The organism is Polaribacter sp. Hel_I_88, from assembly GCF_000687935.1.
Classification (GTDB): domain Bacteria; phylum Bacteroidota; class Bacteroidia; order Flavobacteriales; family Flavobacteriaceae; genus Polaribacter.
The window spans coordinates 1,862,916-1,889,257 of record NZ_JHZZ01000001.1 but is presented as its reverse complement, the minus strand read 5'-3'; the positions used below and the strand labels follow the sequence as shown (position 1 = coordinate 1,889,257).

Sequence of the window (26,342 nt, the reverse complement as noted above, 5' to 3'; positions counted from 1 at the left end):
AAACCTTGCAGGTTAGAATTCTTAATCAAAATTTAATCAATCGACTTTGTTTTTATGGCTTTTAACGCCAATTTACAACACAATTCTGAAGCTTTATTCAAATTAGCAAAACGTGGATCTGTTGTAAATCCTTTTGAAAAGCGAAAATAAATTTGTTGAGCGATTACTGCAATTTTAAACAAGCCAAATACATAATAAAAAACCAGATTTTCTATAGTTCTACCAGACTTTTCAGCGTACATTTTTGCAATTTCACTTCTTATGGGGTTTCCTTCAAAAATGGTTGGGGAAGGAATTCCTTGTTTTACAAAATCGTGATCTGTTGCCACTGTCCAATACCCTAGTGAAGTTCCTAAATCCATTAAAGGATCACCTAAGGTTGCCATTTCCCAATCTAAAACTGCATTTATTTCTTGCCAAGAATCATCTTTAAAAACAACATTATCATACTTAAAATCATTATGTATTAAACAATGCTCATAAACTTTTGGTTGATGTTCTTGCATCCAATTCATCACTAGTTCTGCTTCTGGAACTTCTTCTGTTTTTGCTTTTACATATTGCTTTCCCCAATTTGAAACCTGTCTTTCAACATACCCTTCTGGCTTTCCTAAATCTTCTAAACCAATCGCTTTATAATCTACATTATGCAATTCAACTAAAGTATCTAACCAAGAATTGGCTATTTTCTGATAATCATCAACAGTAATATTTCTTTTATGTGCTTCCTTATAATTTAAAATGATGCCTTCTACTTTTTCCATAATGTAGAAATCACTCCCTAAAATAGTTTTATCATCAGAAAAAGCAAACATTTTTGGCGCTTTAGAAAACACTTTATGTACAGCACTTTGTACTTTAAATTCACGACTCATATCATGACCTCTTTTAATAGCGCCTTTTGGTGGTTTTCTTAAAACGAATTCTTTGTTTTCTATTTTTAATAAATAGGTTAAGTTGGAAAATCCGTGTGTAAATTGTTCAACATATAAGTCACTTTTCAAAGATTCAATTAAGATGATTTCTAGAAGATATTTTTTAAGATTTGCTTCTGGCAAATCTTCTCCTTTCCTTACTTTTTGATTGCTCATTATTGACTTCCATATTTTTTAATACAACTTTTCCCTAACTGATACATGTGTACTTCATCTGGACCATCTGCCAATCGTAACATTCTAGCAATGGCAAAATAATGAGGCAAATACGTATCTTGTCCAACACCTTTTCCCCCTAAAATTTGCATGGCTCTATCAATTACTTTTTGAGCCATATTTGGCGCAACAATTTTAATCATGGCAATTATATCTTTAGCTTCTTTATTGCCAACTTTGTCCATTTTATCTGCAGCTGAAAGTGTTAATAATCTTGCTTGTTCAATTTCGCATGCTGATGTTGCAATTTCATGACGAATGCTACTATACTCGTAAAACTTTTTACCAAAAGTTTCTCTTTCTAAAGTTCTTTGAGACATCATTTCTAACGAATATTGAGCCATTCCAACCAATCGCATACAATGATGAATTCTTCCTGGTCCTAAACGTCCTTGAGCAATTTCAAAACCTCTACCTTCTCCTAAAATTAAGTTTTCTTTAGGCACTCTAACATTATCTAAAATAATTTCTGCATGGCCTTCTGGAGAATCATAAAAACCTAAAACCGAAAGTGGACGCACAATTTTTAAACCTTTTGTATTCATAGGAACCAAAATCATACTTTGCTGTTGATGTCTATGTGCATTTGCATCAGTTTTTCCCATCAAAATAGCCACTTTACAATGAGGATCCATGGCTCCTGAAGACCACCATTTTCTTCCATTTATTACATATTCATCACCATCTAAAACAATAGAAGTTTCAATATTTGTAGCATCTGAAGAAGCAACTTGTGGTTCTGTCATTAAAAAAGCAGATCTTATTTCGCCATTCATTAATGGAGTTAACCATTGTTCTTTTTGTGCTTCATTTCCGTATTTTGCCAATACTTCCATATTTCCTGTATCTGGAGCTGAACAGTTAAAAATTTCTGAAATCCAGATTTTCTTCCCCATTATTTCTGCTAAAGGCGCATATTCTAAGTTGGTTAAACCAGGGCTTAATTCTCCATAATCTTTAGGTAAAAACAAATTCCATAAACCAGCTTCTTTGGCTTTTTGTTTTAGCATTTCCGTTTTTGGGAAACGTTTCCACATATTGTTTTTATCACTTTGAAAAGCAATAAACTCTGCTTCAACTGGAACAATGTGTTCTTCTATAAAAGTGGATAATTTATGTTGTAAATCTTTTGATTTTTGGGAGTATTCGAAGTTCATAGTTTTATTCTTTTCTTTATAAATTAATACCAAATAAATAACCAATTAACGCTGTAATACCCATTGCAATAGTTCCCCAAAAAGTAATTCTAGCAACAGAATTCATTATTTTAGCTCCACCAGTTTTTGCAGCAAGTGCACCTAAAATAGCTAGAAAAACGATAGAAGAAACATAAATATACAATTCTAATGATTTTAAAGGAAGAAGAAAAACGACTAATAAAGGTAATATTCCACCAAAAACAAATGACGCTCCTGAAGCCAAAGCTGCTTGAATTGGTTTTGCTTTAGATATTTCATTGATTCCTAACTCATCTCTAACGTGAGCAGCTAAAGCATCGTGTGCTGTAAATTCTTCTGCAACTTGTAAAGCTGTTTCTTTTTTTAATCCTCTATTTTGGTATATTTTAGCTAAAATTTGAAGTTCTTCTTTTGGCATTTCTTGTAATTCTTGCCTTTCTCTTTCAATATCTGCTTTTTCAATGTCTGTTTGAGAACTAACTGAAACATATTCTCCTGCAGCCATAGACAAAGCACCAGCAACCAAACCTGCCAAAGTTGCTAATATAATTGGTTCTCTTGTAACGCTTGCTGCTGCAACACCAATAGCTATACTTGCTGTTGATAAAATACCATCATTTGCACCCAAAACAGCAGCTCTTAACCAATTACTTCTGTGAATATAATGGATTTTTAAATACTCATCAAGGTTGTGTTTTTGTTCCAAAATTTGCTGATTTATGTTGTAATTCTTTTGACTTTTTTGGGATATTCTGAGTTCCTATTTGAAAAGAAATTTTAATTTTTAACACATAGAAACATAGGCTATGTTGTGCTTTATTTATGTGTGACCATTTTTTATGAAATTTCTCCAAAAAGTCGAAATGACAAATCTCACTTAATTTTTTGCTGATTGAAAACTGCAACTGCAAACTGAAAAACTACCCAGTAATCATAAAACCACCATCAGCAGTATAAACTCCACCAGTCATATAATTTCCAGCATCCGAAGCTAATAAACAAGCCAAACCTACCATTTCTTCTGGCATTCCCATTCTTGCACTTGGTAACGATTTTTCAATTTTGCTTAGTATTTTTTCATTTTGCCACAAAGCAGCACTGAATTTTGTTTTAATTAAACCTGGACAAATTGCGTTGGCTTTTACTCCATATTGTCCCCATTCTTTAGCTTGATTTTTTGTCAGCATTAAAATAGCAGCTTTACTTGTGGAATAAATTCCCAATCCAAAACCGGGCGTTAATGCTTCTACAGAAGCAATATTGATGATACTTCCGTTTTTATTCGCTTTAAAATGTGGTAAAACCAAGTTTGATAAAGACCAAGGTGCTTTTACATTTATGTCCATAATTTTATCAAAAATTGCAGGATTTACTTCTTCTATTGGGCCAAAAACTGGATTGATTGCTGCATTGTTAACTAAAACATCAATGCTACCAAAAGCTTCTATTGTTTTAGTTACCAAATTTTTACGTTGCTCTTCTTTTCCAACATGACAAGCAATTCCGATTGCTTTTAAACCTTCTGCTGTAAATTCTTTGGCAACTTCGTCAGAAGCTTCTTGACTTCTACTAGAAATTACAACTTGTGCTCCGTTTTCTGCTAAACCTTTTGCGATAGCTTTTCCAATTCCTTTGCTAGAACCAGTAATTATGGCAACTTTTCCTTCTAAATTAAATTGTTCTTTTATGTTCATTATAAAATAAGTTCTTTGTCTTTTTTGATGGTTAAAACTTCATTGTTCATTAAAGATTCTGCTAACGAATTTGTCTTCGGAACTTCATATTTAAAGTAGAATTTCATGGTGTGAATTTTACTTTCATAAAAAGTTTCTGAATATTTTTTATCAGCTTTAGTAAGTTTAGATTTAGCATCCACAGCCATTTCTAACCATAACCAACCTAACACAACAATACTCATGTGCTCCATAAATAAATTGGCATCTGCTAAATAGCGCTCATAATTTCCCTTAATTGCAAAAGGCATTAAATGACCTAAAACTTTTTGAGATTGTTTTAATTTATCACCTAAAATAGTTCCATAGATTTTTAAATCATCATCTAAAGAAGCAGAAATAATTGTTTTTACAATTTCTGCTGATAATAATTCCAACCCTTTTCCTTTTAACATTGGTACTTTTCTACCCAATAAATCTTGCGATTGAATTCCTGTTGTACCTTCATACAAAGCAGAAATTCTGATGTCTCTATAATATTGTTGTAACGAAAAATCGGTACAAAAACCATAACCTCCTAAAACTTGCAAACCATTATCTACAGCTTCTGCACCAGCTTCAGATGGATATGTTTTTACAATAGGAATAATCATTTCTAACAACAAATGGTACTTTTCTTTTTCTTCTTTTGAGGTTGCTGTGGTTAAAATATCATGATACTTTGATGCTAATAAAACCAAACTTAAAGAACCTTCTACGATTGCTTTTTGCAAGAATAACATTCGTCTAACATCTGGATGTTCTATAATTAAAGATTGTTTTTCTGTTGGGTTTTTCTTTCCATCAGCAGATAATTTTCTTCCTTGTGGACGCTCATTTGCATATTGCAATGAGGTTCTGTAAGCAGCCATTGCAATTGCTGCAGCTCCTCTACCTACTGCTATTCTTGCGCCATTCATCATTAAAAACATTTGTGCCAAACCTTTGTGCTCTTCACCCACAAGCCAACCTCTACAATCGTCTTTATCTCCAAAACCTAAATGTGTGGTGCAATAACCTCTTTGTCCCATTTTTTGAAAATCGGCAACAGTCATTACATCATTATATTCTAAAGATCCATTTTCTGTAATTCTGTTTTTTGGAACTACAAATAAGGATATTCCTTTGGTTCCTTTTGGAGCGCCCTCAATTCTTGCCAATACTAAATGCACAATATTTTTGGCTTCTTTATAATCGCCTCCAGAAATAAATATTTTTTGACCTGATATTTTGTAAAATCCGTTTTCTGTTGGGGTTGCTTTTGTAGTAATGTCAGATAATGAACTTCCTGCTTGTGGTTCTGTTAAACACATGGTGCCTCCCCAAACTCCAGAAAGCATCTTTGGCACATAGGCATCTTTTAAACTTTGTACGCCAAATTCTATAATTAATTCTGCTGCTCCTAATGTTAAGCTTGGATACCCAGGTAAATGATTATTGGCAGCATCCATAATGTATAATGCTGCATGAAAAACCGAGGATGGGATTTGCAAACCTCCATCTTTATAATCAAATAAAGCAGCAATAATGCCCATTTCTCCTGATTGATGCATTACTTTCTGAACTTGTTCGTGCACAATTACAGTTCCGTCTTTAAAATGTGCAGGCGTTTCATCCATTTCTTTTAAATATGGATATAATTCTCTGTCAGAAAATTCTTTAACGGAATCTATAAATAAATCTAAAGATTCTAAATCGTGTTCTTTAAAACGTTCTCTTGATAATAAATTTTCTAATTTATGAACATCATAAAGCAAATATTTTAAGGTTTCTAAATCTACATATTTCTTTGACATACTATTTTAAATTTTATAGTTGGCTTCTAAGAATTGCTTTTGTTGATGAAAAACAAAATCTATTTCCAAATATAATGAAAAATATTATGCGTGCATAGTAAGTTTAAAAAACAATGTGAGTCGTAAAATAGAATTTAGATAATTAATATAAAGCTTGCCACAGTTTACAAAAAAGTAAACTTCGCAAAGACCAAAAAAGTTAAAGTGAGTTTTTAATCTTTTGAAGTTCCGCTTTTACAGCTTCTAATCTACTAATAATTTCCTGATTATCGAAGATATTATCAGGATTTTTCTTTAATTTTTGCTTTGCCCCTTCTAAAGTAAAACCTCTTTCTTTTACTAAATTGAAGATTATTTTGAAGTTTACAATATCTTCTTGAGTAAAAAGTCGGTTTCCTTTAGCGTTCTTTTTAGGTTTGATAATTACAAACTCTTTTTCCCAAAAACGAATCAATGAAGTATTTACGCTAAAAGCTTTTGCAACTTCTCCGATTTTGTAATATCGTTTTTCAGGTAAATCTATGTGCATTGTTGTGTAATTGTGTAATTGTGTAATTGTGTAATTGCGAATACGCTTAAACGATTCAACAGTTAAACATTTCCACAAATTTGTTAATCATAAGATTGACTTTCTTCTGAAGTTTCTTGTAAAGTAGCAAATTCCTCTAAAGATAAATCTCCATAATAAAAGTTGATTGGGTTTAAAGCTCTACCATTTTTATGCACTTCATAATGTAAATGCGCAGCTACAGATAAACCAGTATTACCAACAAAACCAATTAAATCTCCTCTTTTAACTTCGTTGTATTTTTTTACTTCTATTTTGCTTAAATGCGCATAAATAGTTCTGTAACCATAACCATGTTCTATATAAACAACATTTCCAAAAGTACTACTTCTTTGAGCAATGGTAACTTTTCCGTTTCCAGAAGCATATACAGGTGTACCTTTTGGTGCTGTAAAATCCATTCCTTTATGAAACTTATTGATTTTTAAAATAGGATGCATTCTCATTTTATACCCTGAAGCCACATAAAATTCTCCTTTTTTAATGGGTAAAATTGCAGGAATTGAAGCTAACATATCTTCTTTTTCTTTCGCTAAAGCCACAATCTCATCTAAAGATTTAGATTGCACCACCATTTGTTTTGATAAAATATCAACTTCTTTCGTTAAGTTTTTTATCAATCCAGAATTATCAAAGCCTTCTAAATTTTTATATCTGTTAACTCCACCAAAACCAGCTTTTCGTTGCTCTTCAGGAATCGGATTTGCTTCAAAGTAACTTCTATAAATATTATTATCTCTTTCTTGTAATTGTGATAGAATCTCAGAACTTTCTTCCAATCTTTTATCAATCAACTCATAATGGAACTTTAAATTCTCTAATTCTCTTTTTTGAGCACGTTCAGAAGGTGATGTAATAATTTGACTAAACCCAATAAAACCAAAGAAAGCAATTAATATAACTCCTAAAAAGCTAAACAATATTCTTCGATAATAGTCCGTTTTCTTTACAGCAATTTTTCTGTAAGAAAGCGTATCCTCATCATAATAATATTTTACTTTTGCCATATAACTAAATGTTCTATTTTTGTGCTATAATTGATTTTTTTCAATAAAACTCATTTATAAGAACGTGCAAATTTACAAAATGTTTTACAACTGCTTTTTTTCAAGTAGTTTTTTAAAAATAAATTAACAAAATCCAACTTGTTGGAAACTTCTATTATATGAAATCTCAAGATATTCGTGCTACTTTTTTAAATTTTTTCAAACAAAAATCTCATTTGGTGGTTCCTTCTGCACCAATGGTAACAAAGGATGATCCAACTTTGCTATTTGTAAATTCTGGCATGGCACCATTTAAAGAATATTTTTTAGGAAATGGAACTCCAAAACAAAACAGGATTACAGATTCGCAAAAATGTTTGCGTGTTTCTGGTAAACATAATGATTTGGAAGAAGTTGGTTATGATACCTATCATCATACTTTATTCGAAATGTTAGGGAATTGGTCTTTTGGAGATTATTTTAAGAAAGAGGCAATTGCTTGGGCTTGGGAATTATTAACCGAAGTTTACAAAATTGATAAAGACATTTTATATGTAACCGTTTTTGAAGGTTCTGATGATGCTGATAACCTTAAAATGGATACAGAAGCCTTTGATATTTGGAAACAATATATTGCTGAAGACCGAATTTTAAAAGGTAATAAAAAGGATAATTTTTGGGAAATGGGCGAACAAGGACCTTGTGGACCTTGCTCTGAAATTCATGTTGATATTAGATCTGCAGAAGAAAAAGCTAAAGTTGATGGACGCACTTTAATCAACGAAGATCATCCTCATGTAGTGGAAATCTGGAACTTGGTTTTTATGCAATATAATAGGAAAGCCAATGGTTCTTTAGAAGAATTACCTAACAAACATATTGATACTGGTATGGGTTTTGAACGCCTTTGTATGGTTTTACAAAATGTTCAATCTAATTATGATACTGATGTTTTTACGCCAATTATTAGAGAAATTGGTACCATTACAAATACAAAATATGGTTCAGACACCAAACAAGATATTGCAACTCGTGTAATTTCTGATCATGTTAGAGCAGTTGCATTTTCTATTGCAGATGGGCAATTGCCAAGCAATACTGGAGCTGGTTATGTGATTCGTAGAATTTTACGAAGAGCTGTAAGATATGGTTTTACATTTCTTGATAAAAAAGAACCTTTTATTTACAGATTGGTTGCTGTTTTAAGTGATAAAATGGGTGATGCTTTTCCTGAATTAAAGGCACAAAAACAATTGATTGAAAATGTAATTAAAGAAGAAGAAACTTCTTTTTTAAGAACGTTAGATCAAGGTTTGGTTTTGTTAGATGGTATTATTTCATCAGCAAAAACTAAAGAAATTTCTGGTGATAAAGTATTTGAATTGTATGATACTTTTGGATTTCCTATAGATTTAACAGCTTTGATTTTATCAGAAAAAGGCTATACTTTAGATGAAAAAGGGTTTGAAGCTGAACTCCAAAAACAGAAAAATCGTTCAAGAGCTGCAAGTGAAATGAGCACAGAAGATTGGACTATTTTAATAGATGATGCTGTTGAAGAATTTGTGGGTTATGACTTTTTAGAAGCAGAAGTAAAAATCACAAGATACCGAAAAATAACATCTAAAAAAGATGGCGAAATGTATCAATTGGTGTTTAATTTAACACCTTTTTATCCAGAAGGTGGAGGACAAATTGGTGATAAAGGTTATTTAGAAACTCCTCAAGGAGATATCGTTTATATTTTAGATACCAAAAAAGAAAATAATGTAATTATTCATTTTGCAAAAAATCTTCCAGAACATATAAATGGAAGTTTTAAAGCTATTGTAGATGAAAAACATAGAAATTTATCTGCGAGTAATCATACAGCAACACATTTATTACATCAAGCTTTAAGAGAAGTTTTAGGAACGCATGTAGAGCAGAAAGGCTCTTTAGTAAAACCTAAATCTTTACGATTCGATTTTTCTCACTTTGCTAAATTAACTTCAGATGAAATTCAAGATGTAGAAAACTTTGTAAACGCACGTATTTCTGGAAAACTTCCTTTAGAAGAAAGTAGAAATATTACCATGGAAAAAGCTATTGAAAATGGTGCATTAGCATTGTTTGGCGAAAAATATGGTGATACAGTTAGAGCTATAAAATTTGGAAAATCTATTGAACTTTGTGGAGGAACTCACGTAAAAAACACAGGAGATATTTGGCATTTTAAAATAAAAAGCGAAGGCGCAGTTGCTGCAGGAATAAGAAGAATTGAAGCCATTACAAACGAAGCTGTAAAAGATTTTTATACGGATAATAATGCTGTTTTATCAGAAGTTGCAGCACTTTTAAACAATTCTAAAAATCCTGTAAAAGCAGTTCAAAAACTACAAGATGAAAATGCTGATTTGCAAAAACAAGTGGAGCAATTATTAAAAGATAAAGCACAAAATTTATCTAGCGAACTTAAAAACCAATTGCAAGAAATAAATGGTGTGCAATTTTTGGCTACGAAAATAGATTTAGATCCTAATGGAATTAAGAATTTAGCATTTGCTTTAGGGAAAGAGTATCAAAATTTATTTTTGTTATTTGCTACTGCTCCATCAAAAGAAAAAGCGATGTTAACTTGTTATATTTCTAAAGAGTTGGCTGCTGAACGTGGTTATGATGCAGGAAAAGTAGTTAGAGAATTAGGGAAATTAATTCACGGAGGTGGAGGTGGACAGCCATTTTTTGCAACTGCTGGAGGTAAAAACCCTGGAGGAATTCCTAAAGTTTTAGAAAGAGCAAAAGATTATTTAAAATAAAAAAAATTTTAGATTGAAGAAAGTTAAAAATACAGGAAAATTCTTAATTGCTCTTTTATTAATCCTATTTGTATTAATTGTTTCTGGTTTCGGAATTTGGTACGTGAGTTCTTTTTTGTTTGATACTTAAAAAACACGATGCAAAAATCATGAAACTACAAACTCAAATTCCATTAAAAAAACAAGAACATAATCAAATAGATTATAACTCAAAACTGTTTTTAGTAGGTTCGTGTTTTTCAGAAAATATTGGTAACAAATTAAACTATTTTAAATTTAGAGCAACTCAAAATCCGTTTGGAATTCTTTTTAATCCAAAAGCAATTGAAACTTTTATTACTAATGCTATAAATGAAAAAGTATATTTAGAAAGTGATCTTATTTTTCAAAATGAACGTTGGCATTGTTTTGATGCGCATTCCAGTTTAAGTTCATCCAACAAAAATGAAATTTTAGAAAATTTGAATGCGGCTGTTTTATCAACTAATAAAAAATTACTAGAAGCTTCTCATATTATAATTACCTTAGGAACTGCTTGGGTTTATAGATTTATAGAAACTGATGAATTTGTAGCCAATTGTCATAAAATTCCGCAAAAAAAATTCTTAAAAGAACTTTTAACTGTTGATGAAATTACTGAAAGTTTAGAGGCAATTATTGCACTGCTAAAATCAATTTATAACAAAGCAAATATAATTTTTACAGTTTCTCCTGTTCGTCATTTAAAAGATGGTTTTATCGAAAATACACAAAGTAAAGCACATTTAATTGCAGGAATTCACAAAATCATAAATGCTCGAAAAAACATCCATTATTTTCCAAGTTATGAACTTATGATGGACGAAATGCGTGATTATCGTTTTTACGCAGAAGATATGATTCATCCAAATGCAACAGCCATTAATTATATTTGGGGGAAATTTGCAGACGCTTGGTTTTCACCAGAAACAGCATCAATCTTAAAAGAAGTTGATACAATTCAAAAAGGCATACTCCACAAACCTTTCAATCAAAATTCTGAAGGACATCAACAGTTTTTAAAAAATTTATCTTCAAAAAAAGAAAAAATACAGCAACAATTTCCTTTCATCAATTTTTAATAAAATTCATTTCTTTTAAATATACGTCAAATGACGTATTGTTTTCGTATTTCTTTTTAAACAGTTTTGTAGCTGAATTTTAGGATTACTAATTATGAAAACAAAAAATATTTTATACACTTTTTTTGTTTCGTAAATAGATTGAATTCTCAAAAAAAAGTAGAGGATTTCAAAGCTAAAACTAAAATTTACAATGGTGAACAACAAACATCAGTTGGAAATAAAAACTATTAGATTTCCCCATTTATAAAATTATGAAAGAGAGTTTTTTATCGAGAATATTATTTTTAGAAAATAAGTTCTCGATATTTTTTTCTTATCAATATCAAGTGTTATCCTTTCAAAAAAAAATATAATATGTTAATTACTGAGGCTTTTTTATTGCTGTTTTTTGCTGTAATTATACTACTATTAATTATCAACATTTATTTAAATAATTATAAAAAGTTAGGAAATAACACTTTACAAAATTTAGAAAATGAATTAGAAAAAGAAAAATCAATTAAAAATGAGTTGATAAATATTGATTTAGAACTTAAAAAGAATAGTGCCTTTTTACACAATGGAATTTTAAAAATTAAAACTGAATTGATGCAACTTGCATTTAGTTTCGATGAAATATTTTATTAATTTAAATTTTAGTGTAAATTGTTGCTTTCAAAACCAGTGTTTTATGAAATTATTACGCGTTTTTAGTATTAGCTTATTTTTTAGCATTTCCATTTTTTCGCAAGATAAAAAAGTTGATAGTTTACAATTGGTGTTAAAAAACACCACAAGTACAAAAGAAAAAAGTACCACTTTAATGCATTTGGTGGATTATTATTTTAATTCAAATAAAGATTCCGCAGAAATTTATATTCAAAAAACAATTCAACTAACAAATTTTGAAGAAACTCTTAAAACGCAAAACATTCATGCAATTTTAAAATATGCTCAATTATATTTAATAAAAGGAGATTATGTAAAATCTCAAGCTAAATACGATTTGGCTTGGCAAAAAATGAAAGATGAGTATGATTACTTTTTACACAACAAATATTATGGAGATTTAGGTGTTTTAAATTTTTATAAAGGCGACTTTGAAAGTGCTTTGAAAAACTTTACAAGCGCACTTGCATTGGCTGAAAAAGAGAAAAACGAAGTGGATGAACTGCGTTTTTTGAATAATAAAGCACTTGCCATGTCTTATTTAGGGAAAGCAGAAAGTTCTTTAGACGTTCATAAAAAAGCAATTTCTCTTGCAGAAAAATTAAATGACTCTACTGCCTTAGGTAAATCTTTTAACAATATTGGTTTGATTTATGAAGATATGAAAGAGTATCAAAAAGCTTTAGAGTTTTATCTACAAGCTTTAGAGATAAAGAAAAACGGAACCAATCAAGTTGATGTTGCTAACAGCTTGTATAACATTGCAGGAATGTATAAAGAAATTGGAGAGAAAGAAAAAGACACGTCACTATATTCGAAAGCAGAAAATTATTATCAAAAATCTTTAAATATTGCTGAAAAAATAGAATATGGCAAGGTAATTTTATTCAGTAAAACTGGTATTGCTCAATTAGCCACTGTAAGAAATCAACATAAAAAAGCAATTTCTATTTACAAGTCTGTAATAATTGATGCTGAGAAAACTAATGACGCTCAAACTTTAAGAGTTTCTTATCTTTATTTAGGTGTTAATTACTTAAAATTGAAGCAAATAAATAGTGCAGAAAGTTATTTATTAAAAGCACTTCCGTTAATAGAAATTTCGAATAATCCTGCTGATAAAGCCAAAGTATATAAAAATTTATCGTTAGTGTATGCAGCAAAAAACCAATTTGCTAAAGCATACACCTATCTTCAAAAGCAATACGATTTAGAGAACGAACTCTCTAAAAATTCTTTACAAACTAAAATTTCTGATTTTGAAGTTAAATATGAAACTGCAAAAAAAGAAAAAGAAATTGCGATACAAAAAGAAGAACTCTTAGAAAAAGAATTAGCCATAAAAAACAGAAATTTGTATGCAATTCTTTTGGCATCAGCATTGTTAATTTTAGGAATTATCTTTTTTGGGATTTACAAAAAAAATCAATTTAAAAGAAAACAACTCCAAAAAGAAATCGATTTAAAAGATGCTTTAGCAATTATAAAAACTCAAAACAGGCTGCAAGAACAACGTTTAAGAATTTCTAGAGATTTGCATGACAATATTGGTTCTCAACTTACTTTTATCATATCATCAATCGATAATTTAAAGTTTATTTCTAAAGATGCTAATGATAAATTAAAAGACAAATTAAGCACAATTAGTTCTTTTACATCAGGCACCATCCATGAGTTAAGAGATACTATTTGGGCTATGAATAAAAGTAAAATTTCAGTGGAAGATTTGCATTCAAGAATTTTATCGTTCATAGAAAAAGCAAAACTTGCAGTGCCAGAACTAGAGTTTGAAATTTTATACACTATTGATAAAAACACTAGTTTTTCGTCTTTAATAGGCATGAATTTATTTCGAGTAATTCAAGAAGCCATAAATAACGCAATAAAATATGCGGATGCAAGCAAGGTTGAAATTCATCTTAAAAAAGATCATCAAAATTTTGTGATTTCTATTATTGATAATGGCAAAGGCTTTGATATAAATTCCGTTGATTTAGGAAATGGTTTAAGCAACATGGAAAAAAGAATGAGTGAAATTGATGCAAAAGTGAGCATTAATTCAAAAGAAAAAATAGGAACAGAAATTACGCTAGAAATTGCGTTAGAAAATACGGCAAATGACGTATAACAAACATTAAAAAGAATTGTTATTTTTATGAATCAAGATGTTAGCTATGAACTTAAAAATTTGCATTGCAGAAGACAATTATTTCTTAACGAAAGCCATCAAAGAAAAATTATCTTTTTTTGATGATATTTCCGTAAAATTTCATGCTAATAATGGTGCAGAGCTCATTGGTAAATTAGAGGAAAACCATAATATAGATGTTATTTTAATGGATATTCAAATGCCTGAAATGAATGGTATTAAAGCTACAGAATTGGTAAAAAACAAATATCCGCAGATAAAAGTAATTATGTTAACTGTTGTAGATGATGATGAGTATATTTTTAATGCTATAAAAGCAGGTGCAAATGGCTATTTATTAAAAGAAATTGACGCCGAAAATTTATACAAAAGTATTATAGAAGTAACAGAAGGTGGTGCACCAATGACGCCAAGTATTGCTTTGAAAACCTTAAATTTATTACGAAATCCTGATTTATCTACTTCTGAACCTGAAAATGTTGAGGAAATTAAATTGACCAAAAGAGAAACCGAAATTTTACTTCAGTTAAGCAAAGGTTTAAATTATAATAATATTTCAGATAATTTAATTATTTCGCCTTCAACTGTTCGAAAACACATAGAAAATATCTACAAAAAGCTACAAGTTCACAGTAAAATGGAAGCTGTTATGAAAGCTCAAAAAAGGAATTTGATTTAATAAAACTTAAATTTAAGGAATTTTAAAATTCCTTAAATTTTTTAGTTGAACTCATCCTGCAATTTGTGCAGAATCTTTAAAACATATATTATTTTTACTTTTCTATATACTGATCTACATTTTGCCAAGGACCACCATTGATAACATCTACACCATTTTGCTTTAAAAACTGTGCAGCTTGCCCACTTCTACCTCCACTTCTACAAACAGCAATTACTGGTTTATCCCAAGCTTTTATTTCCTCAATTTTTAAAGGAATTAAATTTAAAACAATATGTTTTGCGTTTTCAATATGCCCTTCATTCCACTCTTCTTGTGTTCTTACATCTAAAATAACAGCGTCGTTTTCTAAATATTCTTTAATATCTAAACTCATATCTTTTCTTTTAAACATGTCAAATAAACCCATGTTGTTTTAATTTAATTAAGATGCAAATTTAAGCCATTTTCTATAAGCTTTGTATAACTTTTGATACTTTTTAATGCTTCCAAAGTATTTAGAATATCTTTTTTAATAGCAAAATTGTTTTCTAACGCCAATTCATACAATTCTAATAATAGCAACCAATCCTCTGAATATTCTTTTTTAAGTCGATGAAATATCACTTCTATTTTTGCTTCAGTTGCTGAATTTGTTTCACGCATTTCACGAACCTCATCATACAAAATATACAGTTTTTTAGCAGCTTCTGAATAGGTTATTTTGTGCGTTTTTGTTTCAGAAACTTTGCTTGTATCTAAAAAAGACGCAACATCTGCAGCTCCAGCATACGCAGAAACAACTTCTTTACCAACAGCCATATCATACAAACCCCACTCTGGTTTAAATAACACCTCATCTTGGTAAGTTACTGTACATTCATCAAACGTAATCATTAAAATTTTACCACGTAAATCTCTGGTTCCTGTAATTGCTTTTCCTTTTAGAATGATGCCACTTTCAAACTCCAAAGTCATAAATTCGCCTTCGTAAATTCCATAGGCTTTTAAATCTCTTGGACTCATGTCTTCAATAGGCAAATTAATTCCTTTTAACTTCCCAATAGGACTTCCAAAACCATTTTTGTGCGTTGAAATTCCATGACCAATCAACTCTTTATCTCTATTAGCCAAAGCAGTTTCGCCAACAGTTTGAAAATAGGCAACTTTGTTATTTTTAAACGGAATTACTTTATCAAAATTTCCAGAAATCTGTATTCCTGTTGTTAATTCAATTGTTCCTAAACCTTTTGAATCTATCAATTTTTTTATCCCATTTAAACCTCCTTTTCGCAAAGCCATTGTATTTGCAAATTCGTCTAAAACCAAACTTAAATAGGCAAAATCTGGCGTAACAAATAATTGAGGTTGTGGTTTTGTAATATCAAAATTAATTCTAGCAGCCTCAATTGAATAAGGCATTTTTTTAACTTCATCTTGCATACACCAAGCACTTTCTCCAATAGATGACAGCAAACCTGCTCCATAAATTTTTGGGTTTTCTAAAGTACCAATCAAACCATATTCTACTGTCCACCAATGTAAATTACGAATCATTGCCATTTCCGACAATTCACCCATATTATTTTGCAACCACTCTACTTGTTCTTGTGCTTCATTAATCTCCTTTTCAGTAGAATTTGGGTTTTCTTTTAAGATGGATAAAAGACGAATGGCTTCGTACATTTCATAATCTTTGGCAGATGAAATTGCTTTGCTTCCAATTTCTCCAAAACGTCTTAAATATTCAGAATATTCAGGATTTGCAATAATAGGTGCATGACCAGCAGCTTCATGAATAATATCTGGAGCTGGAGTATACTCTATATGATTTATGGTTCGCATATCTGATGCAATCACCAACACATTATAGGCTTGAAATTCCATAAAAGCATTTGGAGGAATAAAACCATCTACAGAAACTGCAGCCCAACCAATTTCTTTCAAAATTCGATTCATACCTTCCATTTTAGGAATATTTTCTGTAGAAATTCCTGTTTTTCCCAAACCTGGCATGTAAGATTTATGAGCAACTTTGCTCAAATAATCTACATTCATTCGCATCACATATCTCCAAACTGCTTGGTTTTGAGAGGTATATTCTTCATAAGGTTGCTTTACAACAAACTTGTGCAAATGTTTGGGTAACTTTTTGGTAACTTCGTTTAATTCAAAATGCAATTCCATTAGATATTTGATAAAATTAACTGTGTAAAATTACGAATTTTGTAAATGAAGAAATACTTTTTTCTTGTTAAAAATTGATTCCATAATCGATTCTAATAAAAATATAAACAATCTCATTCACTACATATTTCAGTTTGTTTTTGTAACATTTATTGATTTTCAACTACTTATATATAAATATCTACGTTATGGGTTCAATAGCTGCAATGGTTACTTCGTTAAAAAACAACAAAAGAGAGCGTGTTTCTGCTTTTAAAAAAATGAAAGATTTAAAAGCAGGTAAAAATATTCAAGTTTCTTTTGATAAAAAAGCAACTCCTCATCAACTTAAAAATATCAGAGAAAAACTTCAAAAAGAAAATAGAAAAACTCTAAAAAGAAATAGTATAATTCTAATTTTTATAATGATCATCTTGATTTACGTTATCGGTTTCGTAAAATTTTAAATGGTTCTCTAAAATCTTTCTTATTTTTACAGTATAATATAGAAAAATGAACAAGAAAGTAATCTTAATGATCTTAGATGGCTGGGGAATTACACAAGACCCAAAAGTATCTGCCATTTACAACGCAAAAACACCATACATAAACGCTTTATACAATAAATATCCAAACGCATCTTTAAGAACAGATGGAGAAAATGTTGGCTTGCCTGAAGGGCAAATGGGGAATTCTGAAGTTGGCCACATGAATTTAGGTGCTGGTAGAATTGTATATCAAAACTTAGCAAGAATCAACAAAGCTGTTCGTGAAAAAACGTTAGGACAAGAAAAAGTTTTGTTAGATACGTTTACATATGCCAAAGAAAATAATAAAAAAGTACATTTATTAGGGTTGGTCTCAGATGGTGGAATTCACTCACACATTAACCACGTAAAAGGTCTTTTAGATGTTGCAAAAGAACAAAATGTGCAAAATGTTTTTGTGCATGCTTTTTCTGATGGACGAGATTGTGACCCAAAATCTGGTGCTTTTTTCATGAATGATCTTCAAGAATATATGAAGAAAACCACTGGAGAAATTGCCTCTGTTACTGGTCGTTATTTTGCGATGGATAGAGATAATAGATGGGAAAGAATTAAAAAAGCTTACGATGGTATCGTAAAAGGAATTGGAACTAAAACCCATGATATTGTTGCAACTATTAAAGAAAATTACGAAGCTGGAATTACTGACGAATTTATAGAACCAATTATCGCTACAAATGCAGATGGTTCTGCAAAAGCCAAAATTGAATCTGGTGATGTAGTTTTATTCTTTAATTACAGAACAGATAGAGGAAGAGAATTAACAAGTGCTTTATCTCAAGTTGATTTTCCAGAGTTTGGAATGAAAAAATTAGATTTGCATTTTACAACCATCACTTTGTATGATGAATCTTTTAAAGGTATCAACGTAATTTATAATACAGACAATATTAAAAACACCTTAGGTGAAGTTTTATCAAAAGCGGGTAAAAAACAAATAAGAATTGCTGAAACAGAGAAATATCCTCACGTAACGTTTTTCTTTTCTGGTGGCCAAGAAGCTCCTTTTGAAGGTGAATCTCGAATTTTAAAAAACTCACCAAAAGTAGCAACGTACGATTTACAACCAGAAATGTCAGCATACGAATTAACTGAGGCTTTGTGTGAAGATTTAGAGAAAGGCGAAGCAGATTTTGTCTGTTTAAATTTCGCAAATGGAGATATGGTTGGTCATACAGGAATTATGGAAGCTGCCATAAAAGCTTGCGAAACTGTAGATATTTGTGCACAAAAAGTAATTGAAACTGGTTTGGCAAATGGCTACACAACCCTATTAATTGCAGATCATGGAAACTGCGAAACTATGATGAATCCTGATGGTTCTCCTCATACAGCACACACCACAAACCCTGTTCCTTTTATTTTAATTGATGAGGAAATAAAATCAATAAAAAGTGGTATTTTAGGCGATATAGCTCCAACAATTTTAGAGCTAATTGGAGTAGAACAACCAGTAGAAATGACACAAAAATCGTTATTATAATTATGAAATACACTTTAATATTATTGTCAACAATTATTTTTATGGCTTGTAACACAAGTAAAACTTCTGTAGACAGCAAAAAAGTAGTTATTGATGAAGTTGAAGTAATTGAAAGAGAAAAAGCTGCAGAGGTTAATGCAGAAAAAAATGACAGAGGTTATTTAATTGGTATTGTTAATAAAGAATCTTTTACAGATGATGCTTATAAATCTTGGTTTGACAGCAGGTATGAAGAATACACAACTGACAAAGAAGTAATTGAACAATTGAAAGGCGAAATAAACAACTTTACAATTAAAGGATTTATGGGAACTTGGTGTGGAGATAGCAGAAGAGAAGTTCCTCGTTTTTATAAAATTTTAGAAGAAACTGGTTTTAATGAAGACTACTTTGAATTGATATCTGTAGGAAGAAATAAAAGAACTCCAGACAATTTACAAGAAGGATACAATCTTATAAGAGTGCCAACTTTTATCTTTTTAAAAAACGATAAAGAAGTAGGACGTTTTGTAGAATACCCAAGAGAAACCATCGAAAAAGATATTTTAAAAATTGTGCAAGGTAAAAGCTACAAACATTCTTATGATAAGAGTGAAGATTAAATAGTTGAAAAACTTTAGTTAACGAATAAAAGTTACTTATATAAAAAGTAGTTTGTAACAAAACGTACAATATTTCATCTTATAATTACGTTAATATATTAAATATTAACTTTGTTTTGGCATGAAATTAGCTATTTTATATGTACATTGTTAGATGTAGTATTTTTACTACTTTTGTGCTATATTAAGAATAATTTTTTTATTACATTTAAGTCATTAAATTATAACTATGAAGAAACGAAATATTAAATATGGAACTAATCACCTCTTACCGAAAAATAATTTTTGGGTAGGAATGGGTTCTATTTTGAATTTAGCAGGTAGTTATTTTGATTATAACTATTCTAAAACAGAAAAAGAAGCTGACTTTAAAGCAATAATGTCAGATTGGGAAAATATAGGTGATGATATTAAGAAATCAAAAGAAAAGTTTGAGAATAAAAATAAGCGAGAGCTTTGTCTAAAATAGTTTTTAGTGTCAAAAAAATCATCTAATAAGGCTGCAATTCAAAAAGCTCAACAAGAAATACCTGAAGAATTACAAGAAATAGAAGAGGATTTAGTAAGTCTTAATCCCGAAATATTTAAAGGTGTTCCTCTTAAGAAAAAAATGGAGATACTTCATAGTATTTCTGTTGTCTCTATTCAACATAAAAGCCACTCAGGTCCTTTGCCTGATGCTGACACTTTAATTAAATATAATTCAGTTATACCAGAAGGAGCAGATAGAATTATGAAAATGGCAGAAGTTCAACAAGTTCATAGAATGAAAATGGAGGACAAAGTTATTACTAGTCAATCAAGCCAAAGTAAATTAGGGCAAATATTTGGACTTATTATCGGAATTGTAGGTATTGGAAGTGGAACTTTTTTAGCTGCTATGGGAGAAACTACTGTCGGAGGAATTATAGCTGGAGGTACAGTTGTAAGTTTAGTCTCAGTATTTGTAATAGGTAAAAATATTCAAAAAGAAAATAAAGATGAATAACGTTCGTCTTAAATTATTGCAAACACCAAACATTAAGTTATAAGCTTAAAAGTTTGGTGTTTTTTTTTTAGGAAAAACTTCACAAATAGCCACAAATAATAAAATTTGTATAATTTATATAATTCACGTCTTTCTTTTTCAAAATCCTTTATCTTCCTCAAACAAGTAATTCTCAATAAATATAGTAACTTTGTGGCTCAATTTTTTTAAAATGATTAAAATTAAAACCCGAGAAGAAATAGAAATTATGCGCGAAAGTGCATTAATCGTTTCTAAAACATTAGGAATGCTTGCCAAAGAAGTAAAACCTGGTGTAACTACTTTATATTTAGATAAGCTTGCCGAAGATTTTATTAGAGAACAAGGTGCAATTCCTGGCTTTTTAGGTTTGTATGATTTTCCAAATACACTTTGTATGAGTCCAAACTCGCAAGTTGTTCACGGCTTCCCAACTAAAGAACCTTTAAAAGAAGGTGATATTATTTCTATTGATTGTGGAGCTCTTAAAAATGGCTTTTATGGAGATCATGCCTATACATTTGCTGTTGGCGAAATTGATGCTGAAACCAAAAAACTTTTAGAAGTTACCAAAGAAAGTTTATATGTAGGAATTCGCGAATTTAAAGCAGGCAATAGAGTTGGCGATGTGGGTTATGCCATTCAGAACTTTACAGAAAAGCACGGTTATGGTGTTGTAAGAGAATTGGTAGGTCATGGTTTAGGACGCGAAATGCACGAAGATCCAGAAATGCCAAACTATGGTAGAAGAGGAAGAGGAAAAAAGTTTGTTGAAGGAATGGTAGTTGCCATAGAACCTATGACAAATATGGGAACTCACAAAATAAGACATCATGCTGATGGTTGGACAATTACCACTTTAGATAATAAACCTTCTGCGCATTTTGAACATGATGTTGCCATTGTAAACGGAAAACCAGAACTACTTTCTACTTTTAAATATATTAATGAAGCTTTGGGAATTGTTACTGATGAAGAAGATGAGTTTAGACAGTAAAGAGATTTTATCTGATAAATTTTGACACAGATTTCACAGATTTTCACGAATTAAATAATTAAATATTATGAACAGTCTACTTTATAAAGAAGATACATATAAAATTATTGGAATTTGTATGGAAGTTCATAACCAATTAGGAAAAGGATTTAGTGAAGTAGTTTATAGTGATGCCTTAGAAATAGAATTTATAAATAATAATATTGAATATTCAAAAGAGAAAACATTTAATATTACATACAAAGGGAATATTCTTCCTCATAAATATAGGGTAGACTTTATAATTAATGGTAACATCGTTTTAGAAATAAAAGCTATTCGTTGTTTAACGGATTCTCATGTAAAACAAACTTTAAATTATTTAGCTGTTTCAAAATTAAGAATCGGTTTATTAATTAACTTTGGTGAAGATAGTTTAAAGTACAAAAGAGTAATTTTATAATATTGACTTGGTAAATTTTTATAATCTTTACCTATGAAATTATGAAAGTAATTATCAGTGAAAATCCGTGAAATCTGTGTCAAATAAAATTTTCAAAAAAATTCTTAATACAATACCAAGACCTTTGCTTATAAAGGTTAGTTATTTGGTGCGTCCAGTAATAGCATTAACTTTAAAAGGCGATAAATTTACAGATCCTATTGATGGAAAATCTTTTCGTAAATTTTTACCTTATGGATATGGAAAACAACGAGAAAACGCGCTTTCCCCATCAACATTATCTTTAGAGAGGCATCGATTAATGTGGTTATTTTTAAAGGATGAAACTGATTTTTTTACATCCAAAGAGAAACTAAAAGTATTACACATTGCACCTGAACAATGTTTTTTAGATATTTTTAGAAAACAAAAAAATTTAGACTACACAACATCTGATTTAGAAAGTCCGATTGCAGATGTAAAAGCAGATATTTGCGATCTACCTTTTGCTGATAATTCTTACGATGTAATTTTTTGCAATCATGTTTTAGAGCATATTCCAGATGATAAAAAAGCCATGCAGGAATTGTATAGAGTGCTCAAAAAAGGTGGATTTGGTATTTTTCAGATTCCACAAGATACATCAAGAAAAACAACTTTTGAAGACGATTCTATTACCGATAAAAAAGAACGTGCCAAAATTTTCGGGCAATATGATCATGTAAGAGTGTATGGACTCGACTATTTTAACAAACTACGATCTGTTGGTTTTAAGGTTGATGAAATTGACTACACCAAAAAGATATCCGAAGAAATATTAAACCGTTTTTGTTTGATGAAAGGCGAAATTTTACCTGTTTGTTATAAGTTGTAACTTGAATTCTTGAAACTTTTTATCACCTTAAAACTACTTATAAGTGCTATATTCCTCTAAATCTCCATTCTTATTCAGATAGATAAGAATCACTTTTAATTCGTTATTATTTTTTAAAAACTCTTTGGTTTTTTCTAAACCCATTGCCATAAACGCAGTAGCATACGCATCTACATCTGCACAGTCTACAGCACCAATTACAGAAGCACTTAACAAGTTACTTTCTGTTGCAAAACCTGTTTTTGGATTGACAGTATGAACATATTTTTTTCCATCTTCAGAAACTCTGAATTTTCTATAGTTGCCAGAAGTTGCCATCGATTTATCAGACAAATTAATCACCTTAAAACCATTTTCTACATCCACAGGATTCACCAATTTAATAATCCAAGGTTCATCATTTTTCTTGGTTCCTTTTGCTCTAATCTCTCCACCAATTTCTATCAAATAACTATCAATATTTTTATCATTAAAAAAACGTGCAATTACATCAATCCCAAAACCTTTAGCAATCGAATTAAAATCTAAATAAACGTTAGGATGTTCTTTTACAATTTCACCATTCACAAGTTTTACTTTATCCAAACCAACAAATTGCATTTGTTCAAAAACCTCAATATCTGTTAAATTTAACATTTCGTTTTTAGGTCCAAAGCCATAAGCATTCACTAAATTTCCAACAGTTGGGTCGAAAAACCCATCAGTTTCTTTATATATTTTTTTAGATTTTTTAAAGACTTCCGTAAATATTTCATCAATAGAAATACTAGTATTTCCTTGATTTATTTGAGAAATATCCGAAGTTTCCATATAAGTAGACACTGAATTATTTACCAATAAGAAAAGACTATCTAAAGATTTTTTGTAATTTTTATCGGCGTTTAAATACGTTATTTTATAAGTAGTACCAAAAACAAAGCCTTTTAAAACAAAATCCTTTTTAATAGAAGACTGTTTACATGCAATAAAAGTCAATAAAAATGAATAAAATAGGATAGTTTTTATAGTTTTCATAATTATGGTAGTTTTTTACAAAAATAGCATATAAAGTTTTCATAAAATCCTATTTATTATGCTTATTGTATGTCTATTTTGTTAAATTTGTTGCTTGAATTTAATTATAAAAAAAATGAAAAAAGCATCAATATTAGTACTATTTTCTTTAATCCTTGTAACTTCTTGTGTTTCTAAAAAGAAATATGCGCAGTTAGAAGCTAACAATTCTCAGACTAAAGAAGAACTATTAACAGTAGAAACTACCTTACAAAAATACTTAATAGAAAAAGAAAAGCAAGAAGCTAAATTAAATGCTCTTGGAGAGCAAATTAGTTCTTTAAAAGAAGATAAAAAAACAGCTTTGAAACAAGTTGAAAACTTAACTGTTTTAACGCAATCTTCTTCTGACAACATTAAAACTGTAATTTCTCAGTTAAATGAAAAAGACAAGTATATTAATGGAATTAGACAAGCAATGACGCAGAAAGATTCTATTAATCTAGCTATAAAATATCACTTAACTAAAAATTTAACTGATGGCATTCAAGATGAAGATATTACTGTAAATGTCGAAAAAACAGTTGTTTTTATCTCTATTTCTGATAAATTATTATTTAAAAGCGGTAGTTATAACGTAACTGATAAAGCATACACTGTTTTAGAAAAAATTGCAAAGGTAATTAAGGATCAACCTAAAATGGATGTGATGATTGAAGGGCATACAGATTCTACACCAATTAAAAGAAATATAATTCAAGATAACTGGGATTTATCTGCTTTAAGAGCAACTTCAATCACAAGAATTTTACAGTATAAATATGGAGTAACTCCAGAGAGATTAATTGCAGCTGGTAGAAGTCAATATGTGCCATTAGCACCAAACGATTCTGCTGAAAATAAATCTATAAACAGAAGAACAAAAATTATCATTATGCCTAAACTAAATCAGTTTTTTGATTTATTAGAGCAAGATGCTAACTAATTTTTAGTTTGTATAATCTTAAAAAAAGACTTTCCTCAAGAAAGTCTTTTTTTTTGGACTTACTTTTTAAATATCAAAAAAGAACAGCAAAAATTAGTTTTTCAAAATCTCTAAAAACAAATCTCTATCAATTTCTTTGGCACCTAAACTTGCCAAATGTTCATTATATATTTGGCAATCTATTAATTTGTAATTTTTATTTTTTGATAGATGAATAAACGCCAATTTTGAGGCATTAGAAACTTTGCTAAACATACTTTCTCCACAAAAAATATTATTAATTTCTAATCCATACAAACCACCCACTAATTTGTTGTCAAACCAAACCTCTATAGATTTTGCAACCCCATTTTTATGCAGGTTGATGAAAGCTTGTTCCATTTCATCTGTAATCCAAGTACCAAAACCATCTCCTCTTTCAATGTTTTTACAATTATAAATTACTTCTTCAAAAGCCGTATTTTCTGTAATCGTAAACTCGTTTTTGTTGATGAATTTTCGCATGGATTTTGATACTTTTAAATCCTTTGGATATAAAACCATTCTTTTATGAGGACAATACCAAACAATAGGATCATCTTCTGAAAACCAAGGAAAAATTCCATTTTTGTAGGCATGAATTAATCTTTCTGATGACAAATCTCCACCCAAAGCCAAAATACCATCTTTAGTTGTAAATTTATATGCTGGAAATTCTATTTTATCTGAAAGCCAAATCACTTTTTTTGTATATTTTTATGCGAATGTAGTAAATTATTAAAAATCCGTTAAACTATCATTTAGTTTAAAAGATAAGATTATTGTTAGTATTTTTGTAAATTAAACAAAATAAAAAGTTTCTTGGAAAAAAAGCGCAAAAAAAGAAAGAAAAATACTGAATTTATAGGTAAAAGACTCCATAATTATTATGGGAGAACTGGCTTTTATTTATTTGTTTGGGAAAGCGTAAAAAAAGCATTTATTCCAATTGTTTTGGTTGTTATTGGCGTGTTTCTTTTTAATAAATATGTATATGATATTAATGAAGGTTTAGAAACAATTACAGAGACATTTTCTAAAACCGGTATTTTAATAACTTTTTTCGTTTCCGAAACTTTGCTGGGGTTAGTTCCTCCAGAAATTTTTATTGCTTGGTCTGGAAAAACGGAAAGTCCTATAATAAACCTATCAATTTTAGCTACGTTGTCTTATTTAGGAGGTTTGGTTTCTTATTTTATTGGAAAAACAGCTTTAAAAATAAAATCACTTAAAGAATATTTAGAAGTAAAAATGGCTGCAAATTTAAAAAACACTCGAAAATGGGGAGGTTTTTTAATTTTAGTTGGGGCATTATTACCTCTACCTTTTTCAATTGCTTGTTTAGCTGCAGGAATGATCAAATATCCTTTTAGAAATGTAGTCTTTTTTGGGCTTTTTCGATTTGCTAGATTTGCGGCTTATGCTTGGGCCATTTTTCAAGTAGTAGATTAACTTTACATAGTTTATCAACTTTAATAGTATCACTAAAAAACGTATATTTA

26 protein-coding genes are annotated in these 26,342 nt (G+C 29.9%); 15 read left to right on the top strand and 11 right to left on the bottom strand.

Features of this window, described 5'->3' with window-relative positions:
- Nucleotides 1-32: 32 nt before the first annotated feature.
- From P161_RS0108455 to P161_RS0108420, 7 genes are all read right to left on the bottom strand, one after another.
- A complete protein-coding gene (locus P161_RS0108455) occupies nt 33-1,091 on the bottom strand; it encodes a phosphotransferase family protein (protein WP_026776578.1) in 1,059 nt (352 codons plus the stop codon).
- The gene (locus P161_RS0108450) at nt 1,091-2,308 is read right to left on the bottom strand and encodes an acyl-CoA dehydrogenase family protein (RefSeq protein ID WP_026776577.1); all 1,218 of its coding nucleotides are present in this window, start codon (nt 2,306-2,308) and stop codon (nt 1,091-1,093) included. Before P161_RS0108450 ends, P161_RS0108455 begins: the two co-directional genes overlap by 1 nt.
- Nucleotides 2,309-2,324: 16 nt before the next feature.
- Complete coding sequence (locus P161_RS0108445) at nt 2,325-3,035, bottom strand: VIT family protein (RefSeq protein WP_155810447.1); 711 nt, start codon at nt 3,033-3,035, stop codon at nt 2,325-2,327.
- A gap of 214 nt (nt 3,036-3,249) precedes the next feature.
- Nucleotides 3,250-4,023: an SDR family NAD(P)-dependent oxidoreductase gene (locus P161_RS0108435; protein WP_026776575.1), complete on the bottom strand. Its 774-nt coding sequence runs from the start codon at nt 4,021-4,023 to the stop codon at nt 3,250-3,252.
- Entirely contained in the window at nt 4,023-5,837 is a 1,815-nt protein-coding gene (locus P161_RS0108430) for an acyl-CoA dehydrogenase (RefSeq protein ID WP_026776574.1), read from the bottom strand. The genes P161_RS0108435 and P161_RS0108430 overlap by 1 nt, the downstream gene beginning before the upstream one ends.
- Before the next feature lie 199 nt (nt 5,838-6,036).
- The gene (locus P161_RS0108425) at nt 6,037-6,366 is read right to left on the bottom strand and encodes a MerR family transcriptional regulator (protein ID WP_026776573.1); all 330 of its coding nucleotides are present in this window, start codon (nt 6,364-6,366) and stop codon (nt 6,037-6,039) included.
- A gap of 83 nt (nt 6,367-6,449) precedes the next feature.
- Nucleotides 6,450-7,412 (bottom strand): M23 family metallopeptidase, encoded by a 963-nt coding sequence (locus P161_RS0108420; RefSeq protein ID WP_026776572.1) that lies wholly within the window; start codon nt 7,410-7,412, stop codon nt 6,450-6,452.
- A gap of 158 nt (nt 7,413-7,570) precedes the next feature.
- On the opposite strand from P161_RS0108420, the gene alaS reads away from it, so the two are divergent.
- The 5 genes from alaS (at nt 7,571) to P161_RS0108390 (ending at nt 14,768) form a co-directional block, all read left to right on the top strand.
- On the top strand, nt 7,571-10,189 hold the full coding sequence (gene alaS / locus P161_RS0108415; RefSeq protein WP_026776571.1) for an alanine--tRNA ligase: 2,619 nt from the start codon (nt 7,571-7,573) through the stop codon (nt 10,187-10,189).
- A gap of 149 nt (nt 10,190-10,338) precedes the next feature.
- Nucleotides 10,339-11,289: a GSCFA domain-containing protein gene (locus P161_RS0108410; RefSeq protein ID WP_026776570.1), complete on the top strand. Its 951-nt coding sequence runs from the start codon at nt 10,339-10,341 to the stop codon at nt 11,287-11,289.
- A gap of 357 nt (nt 11,290-11,646) precedes the next feature.
- A complete protein-coding gene (locus P161_RS0108400) occupies nt 11,647-11,919 on the top strand; it encodes a hypothetical protein (protein ID WP_026776569.1) in 273 nt (90 codons plus the stop codon).
- A 43-nt stretch (nt 11,920-11,962) separates the two neighbouring features.
- On the top strand, nt 11,963-14,068 hold the full coding sequence (locus tag P161_RS0108395) for a tetratricopeptide repeat-containing sensor histidine kinase (protein WP_197026335.1): 2,106 nt from the start codon (nt 11,963-11,965) through the stop codon (nt 14,066-14,068).
- Nucleotides 14,069-14,114: 46 nt separating this feature from the next.
- A complete protein-coding gene (locus P161_RS0108390) occupies nt 14,115-14,768 on the top strand; it encodes a response regulator transcription factor (RefSeq protein ID WP_026776567.1) in 654 nt (217 codons plus the stop codon).
- Nucleotides 14,769-14,862: 94 nt separating this feature from the next.
- Here the strand turns inward: P161_RS0108390 and P161_RS0108385 are convergent, their stop codons facing one another.
- Together P161_RS0108385 and P161_RS0108380 are read right to left on the bottom strand one after the other, a co-directional pair.
- Nucleotides 14,863-15,144, bottom strand: a complete 282-nt coding sequence (locus P161_RS0108385) for a rhodanese-like domain-containing protein (RefSeq protein WP_036841850.1) — start codon at nt 15,142-15,144, stop codon at nt 14,863-14,865.
- A gap of 44 nt (nt 15,145-15,188) precedes the next feature.
- Nucleotides 15,189-16,934 (bottom strand): aromatic amino acid hydroxylase, encoded by a 1,746-nt coding sequence (locus P161_RS0108380; RefSeq protein ID WP_026776565.1) that lies wholly within the window; start codon nt 16,932-16,934, stop codon nt 15,189-15,191.
- A 188-nt stretch (nt 16,935-17,122) separates the two neighbouring features.
- Here P161_RS0108380 and P161_RS0108375 point away from each other — a divergent pair, with 188 nt between their 5' ends.
- From P161_RS0108375 to P161_RS0108340, 8 genes are all read left to right on the top strand, one after another.
- Complete coding sequence (locus P161_RS0108375) at nt 17,123-17,380, top strand: hypothetical protein (RefSeq protein ID WP_026776564.1); 258 nt, start codon at nt 17,123-17,125, stop codon at nt 17,378-17,380.
- Between the two features lie 46 nt (nt 17,381-17,426).
- A complete protein-coding gene (gene gpmI / locus P161_RS0108370) occupies nt 17,427-18,944 on the top strand; it encodes a 2,3-bisphosphoglycerate-independent phosphoglycerate mutase (protein WP_026776563.1) in 1,518 nt (505 codons plus the stop codon).
- Nucleotides 18,945-18,946: 2 nt separating this feature from the next.
- Nucleotides 18,947-19,546: a thioredoxin family protein gene (locus P161_RS0108365; RefSeq protein WP_026776562.1), complete on the top strand. Its 600-nt coding sequence runs from the start codon at nt 18,947-18,949 to the stop codon at nt 19,544-19,546.
- A gap of 229 nt (nt 19,547-19,775) precedes the next feature.
- Entirely contained in the window at nt 19,776-20,015 is a 240-nt protein-coding gene (locus P161_RS0108360; RefSeq protein WP_026776561.1) for a hypothetical protein, read from the top strand.
- Nucleotides 20,016-20,021: 6 nt separating this feature from the next.
- Nucleotides 20,022-20,534, top strand: a complete 513-nt coding sequence (locus P161_RS0108355; RefSeq protein WP_026776560.1) for a DUF2335 domain-containing protein — start codon at nt 20,022-20,024, stop codon at nt 20,532-20,534.
- A 211-nt stretch (nt 20,535-20,745) separates the two neighbouring features.
- Nucleotides 20,746-21,549, top strand: a complete 804-nt coding sequence (gene map / locus P161_RS0108350; protein ID WP_026776559.1) for a type I methionyl aminopeptidase — start codon at nt 20,746-20,748, stop codon at nt 21,547-21,549.
- Between the two features lie 67 nt (nt 21,550-21,616).
- The gene (locus tag P161_RS0108345) at nt 21,617-21,991 is read left to right on the top strand and encodes a GxxExxY protein (RefSeq protein WP_026776558.1); all 375 of its coding nucleotides are present in this window, start codon (nt 21,617-21,619) and stop codon (nt 21,989-21,991) included.
- A 76-nt stretch (nt 21,992-22,067) separates the two neighbouring features.
- The gene (locus tag P161_RS0108340; RefSeq protein WP_081817007.1) at nt 22,068-22,844 is read left to right on the top strand and encodes a class I SAM-dependent methyltransferase; all 777 of its coding nucleotides are present in this window, start codon (nt 22,068-22,070) and stop codon (nt 22,842-22,844) included.
- Nucleotides 22,845-22,877: 33 nt separating this feature from the next.
- On the opposite strand, the gene P161_RS0108335 is transcribed toward P161_RS0108340, so the two are convergent.
- Nucleotides 22,878-23,858, bottom strand: coding sequence for an FAD:protein FMN transferase (locus tag P161_RS0108335; RefSeq protein WP_026776556.1), 981 nt, complete (start codon nt 23,856-23,858; stop codon nt 22,878-22,880).
- 115 nt (nt 23,859-23,973) lie between these two features.
- On the opposite strand from P161_RS0108335, the gene P161_RS0108330 reads away from it, so the two are divergent.
- Nucleotides 23,974-24,822 (top strand): OmpA family protein, encoded by an 849-nt coding sequence (locus tag P161_RS0108330; RefSeq protein WP_026776555.1) that lies wholly within the window; start codon nt 23,974-23,976, stop codon nt 24,820-24,822.
- Nucleotides 24,823-24,915: 93 nt separating this feature from the next.
- Here P161_RS0108330 and aat read toward each other — a convergent pair whose 3' ends face one another.
- A complete protein-coding gene (gene aat / locus P161_RS0108325) occupies nt 24,916-25,542 on the bottom strand; it encodes a leucyl/phenylalanyl-tRNA--protein transferase (RefSeq protein WP_026776554.1) in 627 nt (208 codons plus the stop codon).
- Nucleotides 25,543-25,662: 120 nt separating this feature from the next.
- Between aat and P161_RS0108320 the strand changes: the two genes are divergently transcribed.
- Nucleotides 25,663-26,292, top strand: coding sequence for a YqaA family protein (locus P161_RS0108320; protein ID WP_026776553.1), 630 nt, complete (start codon nt 25,663-25,665; stop codon nt 26,290-26,292).
- The last annotated feature ends 50 nt before the right edge of the window (nt 26,293-26,342 follow it).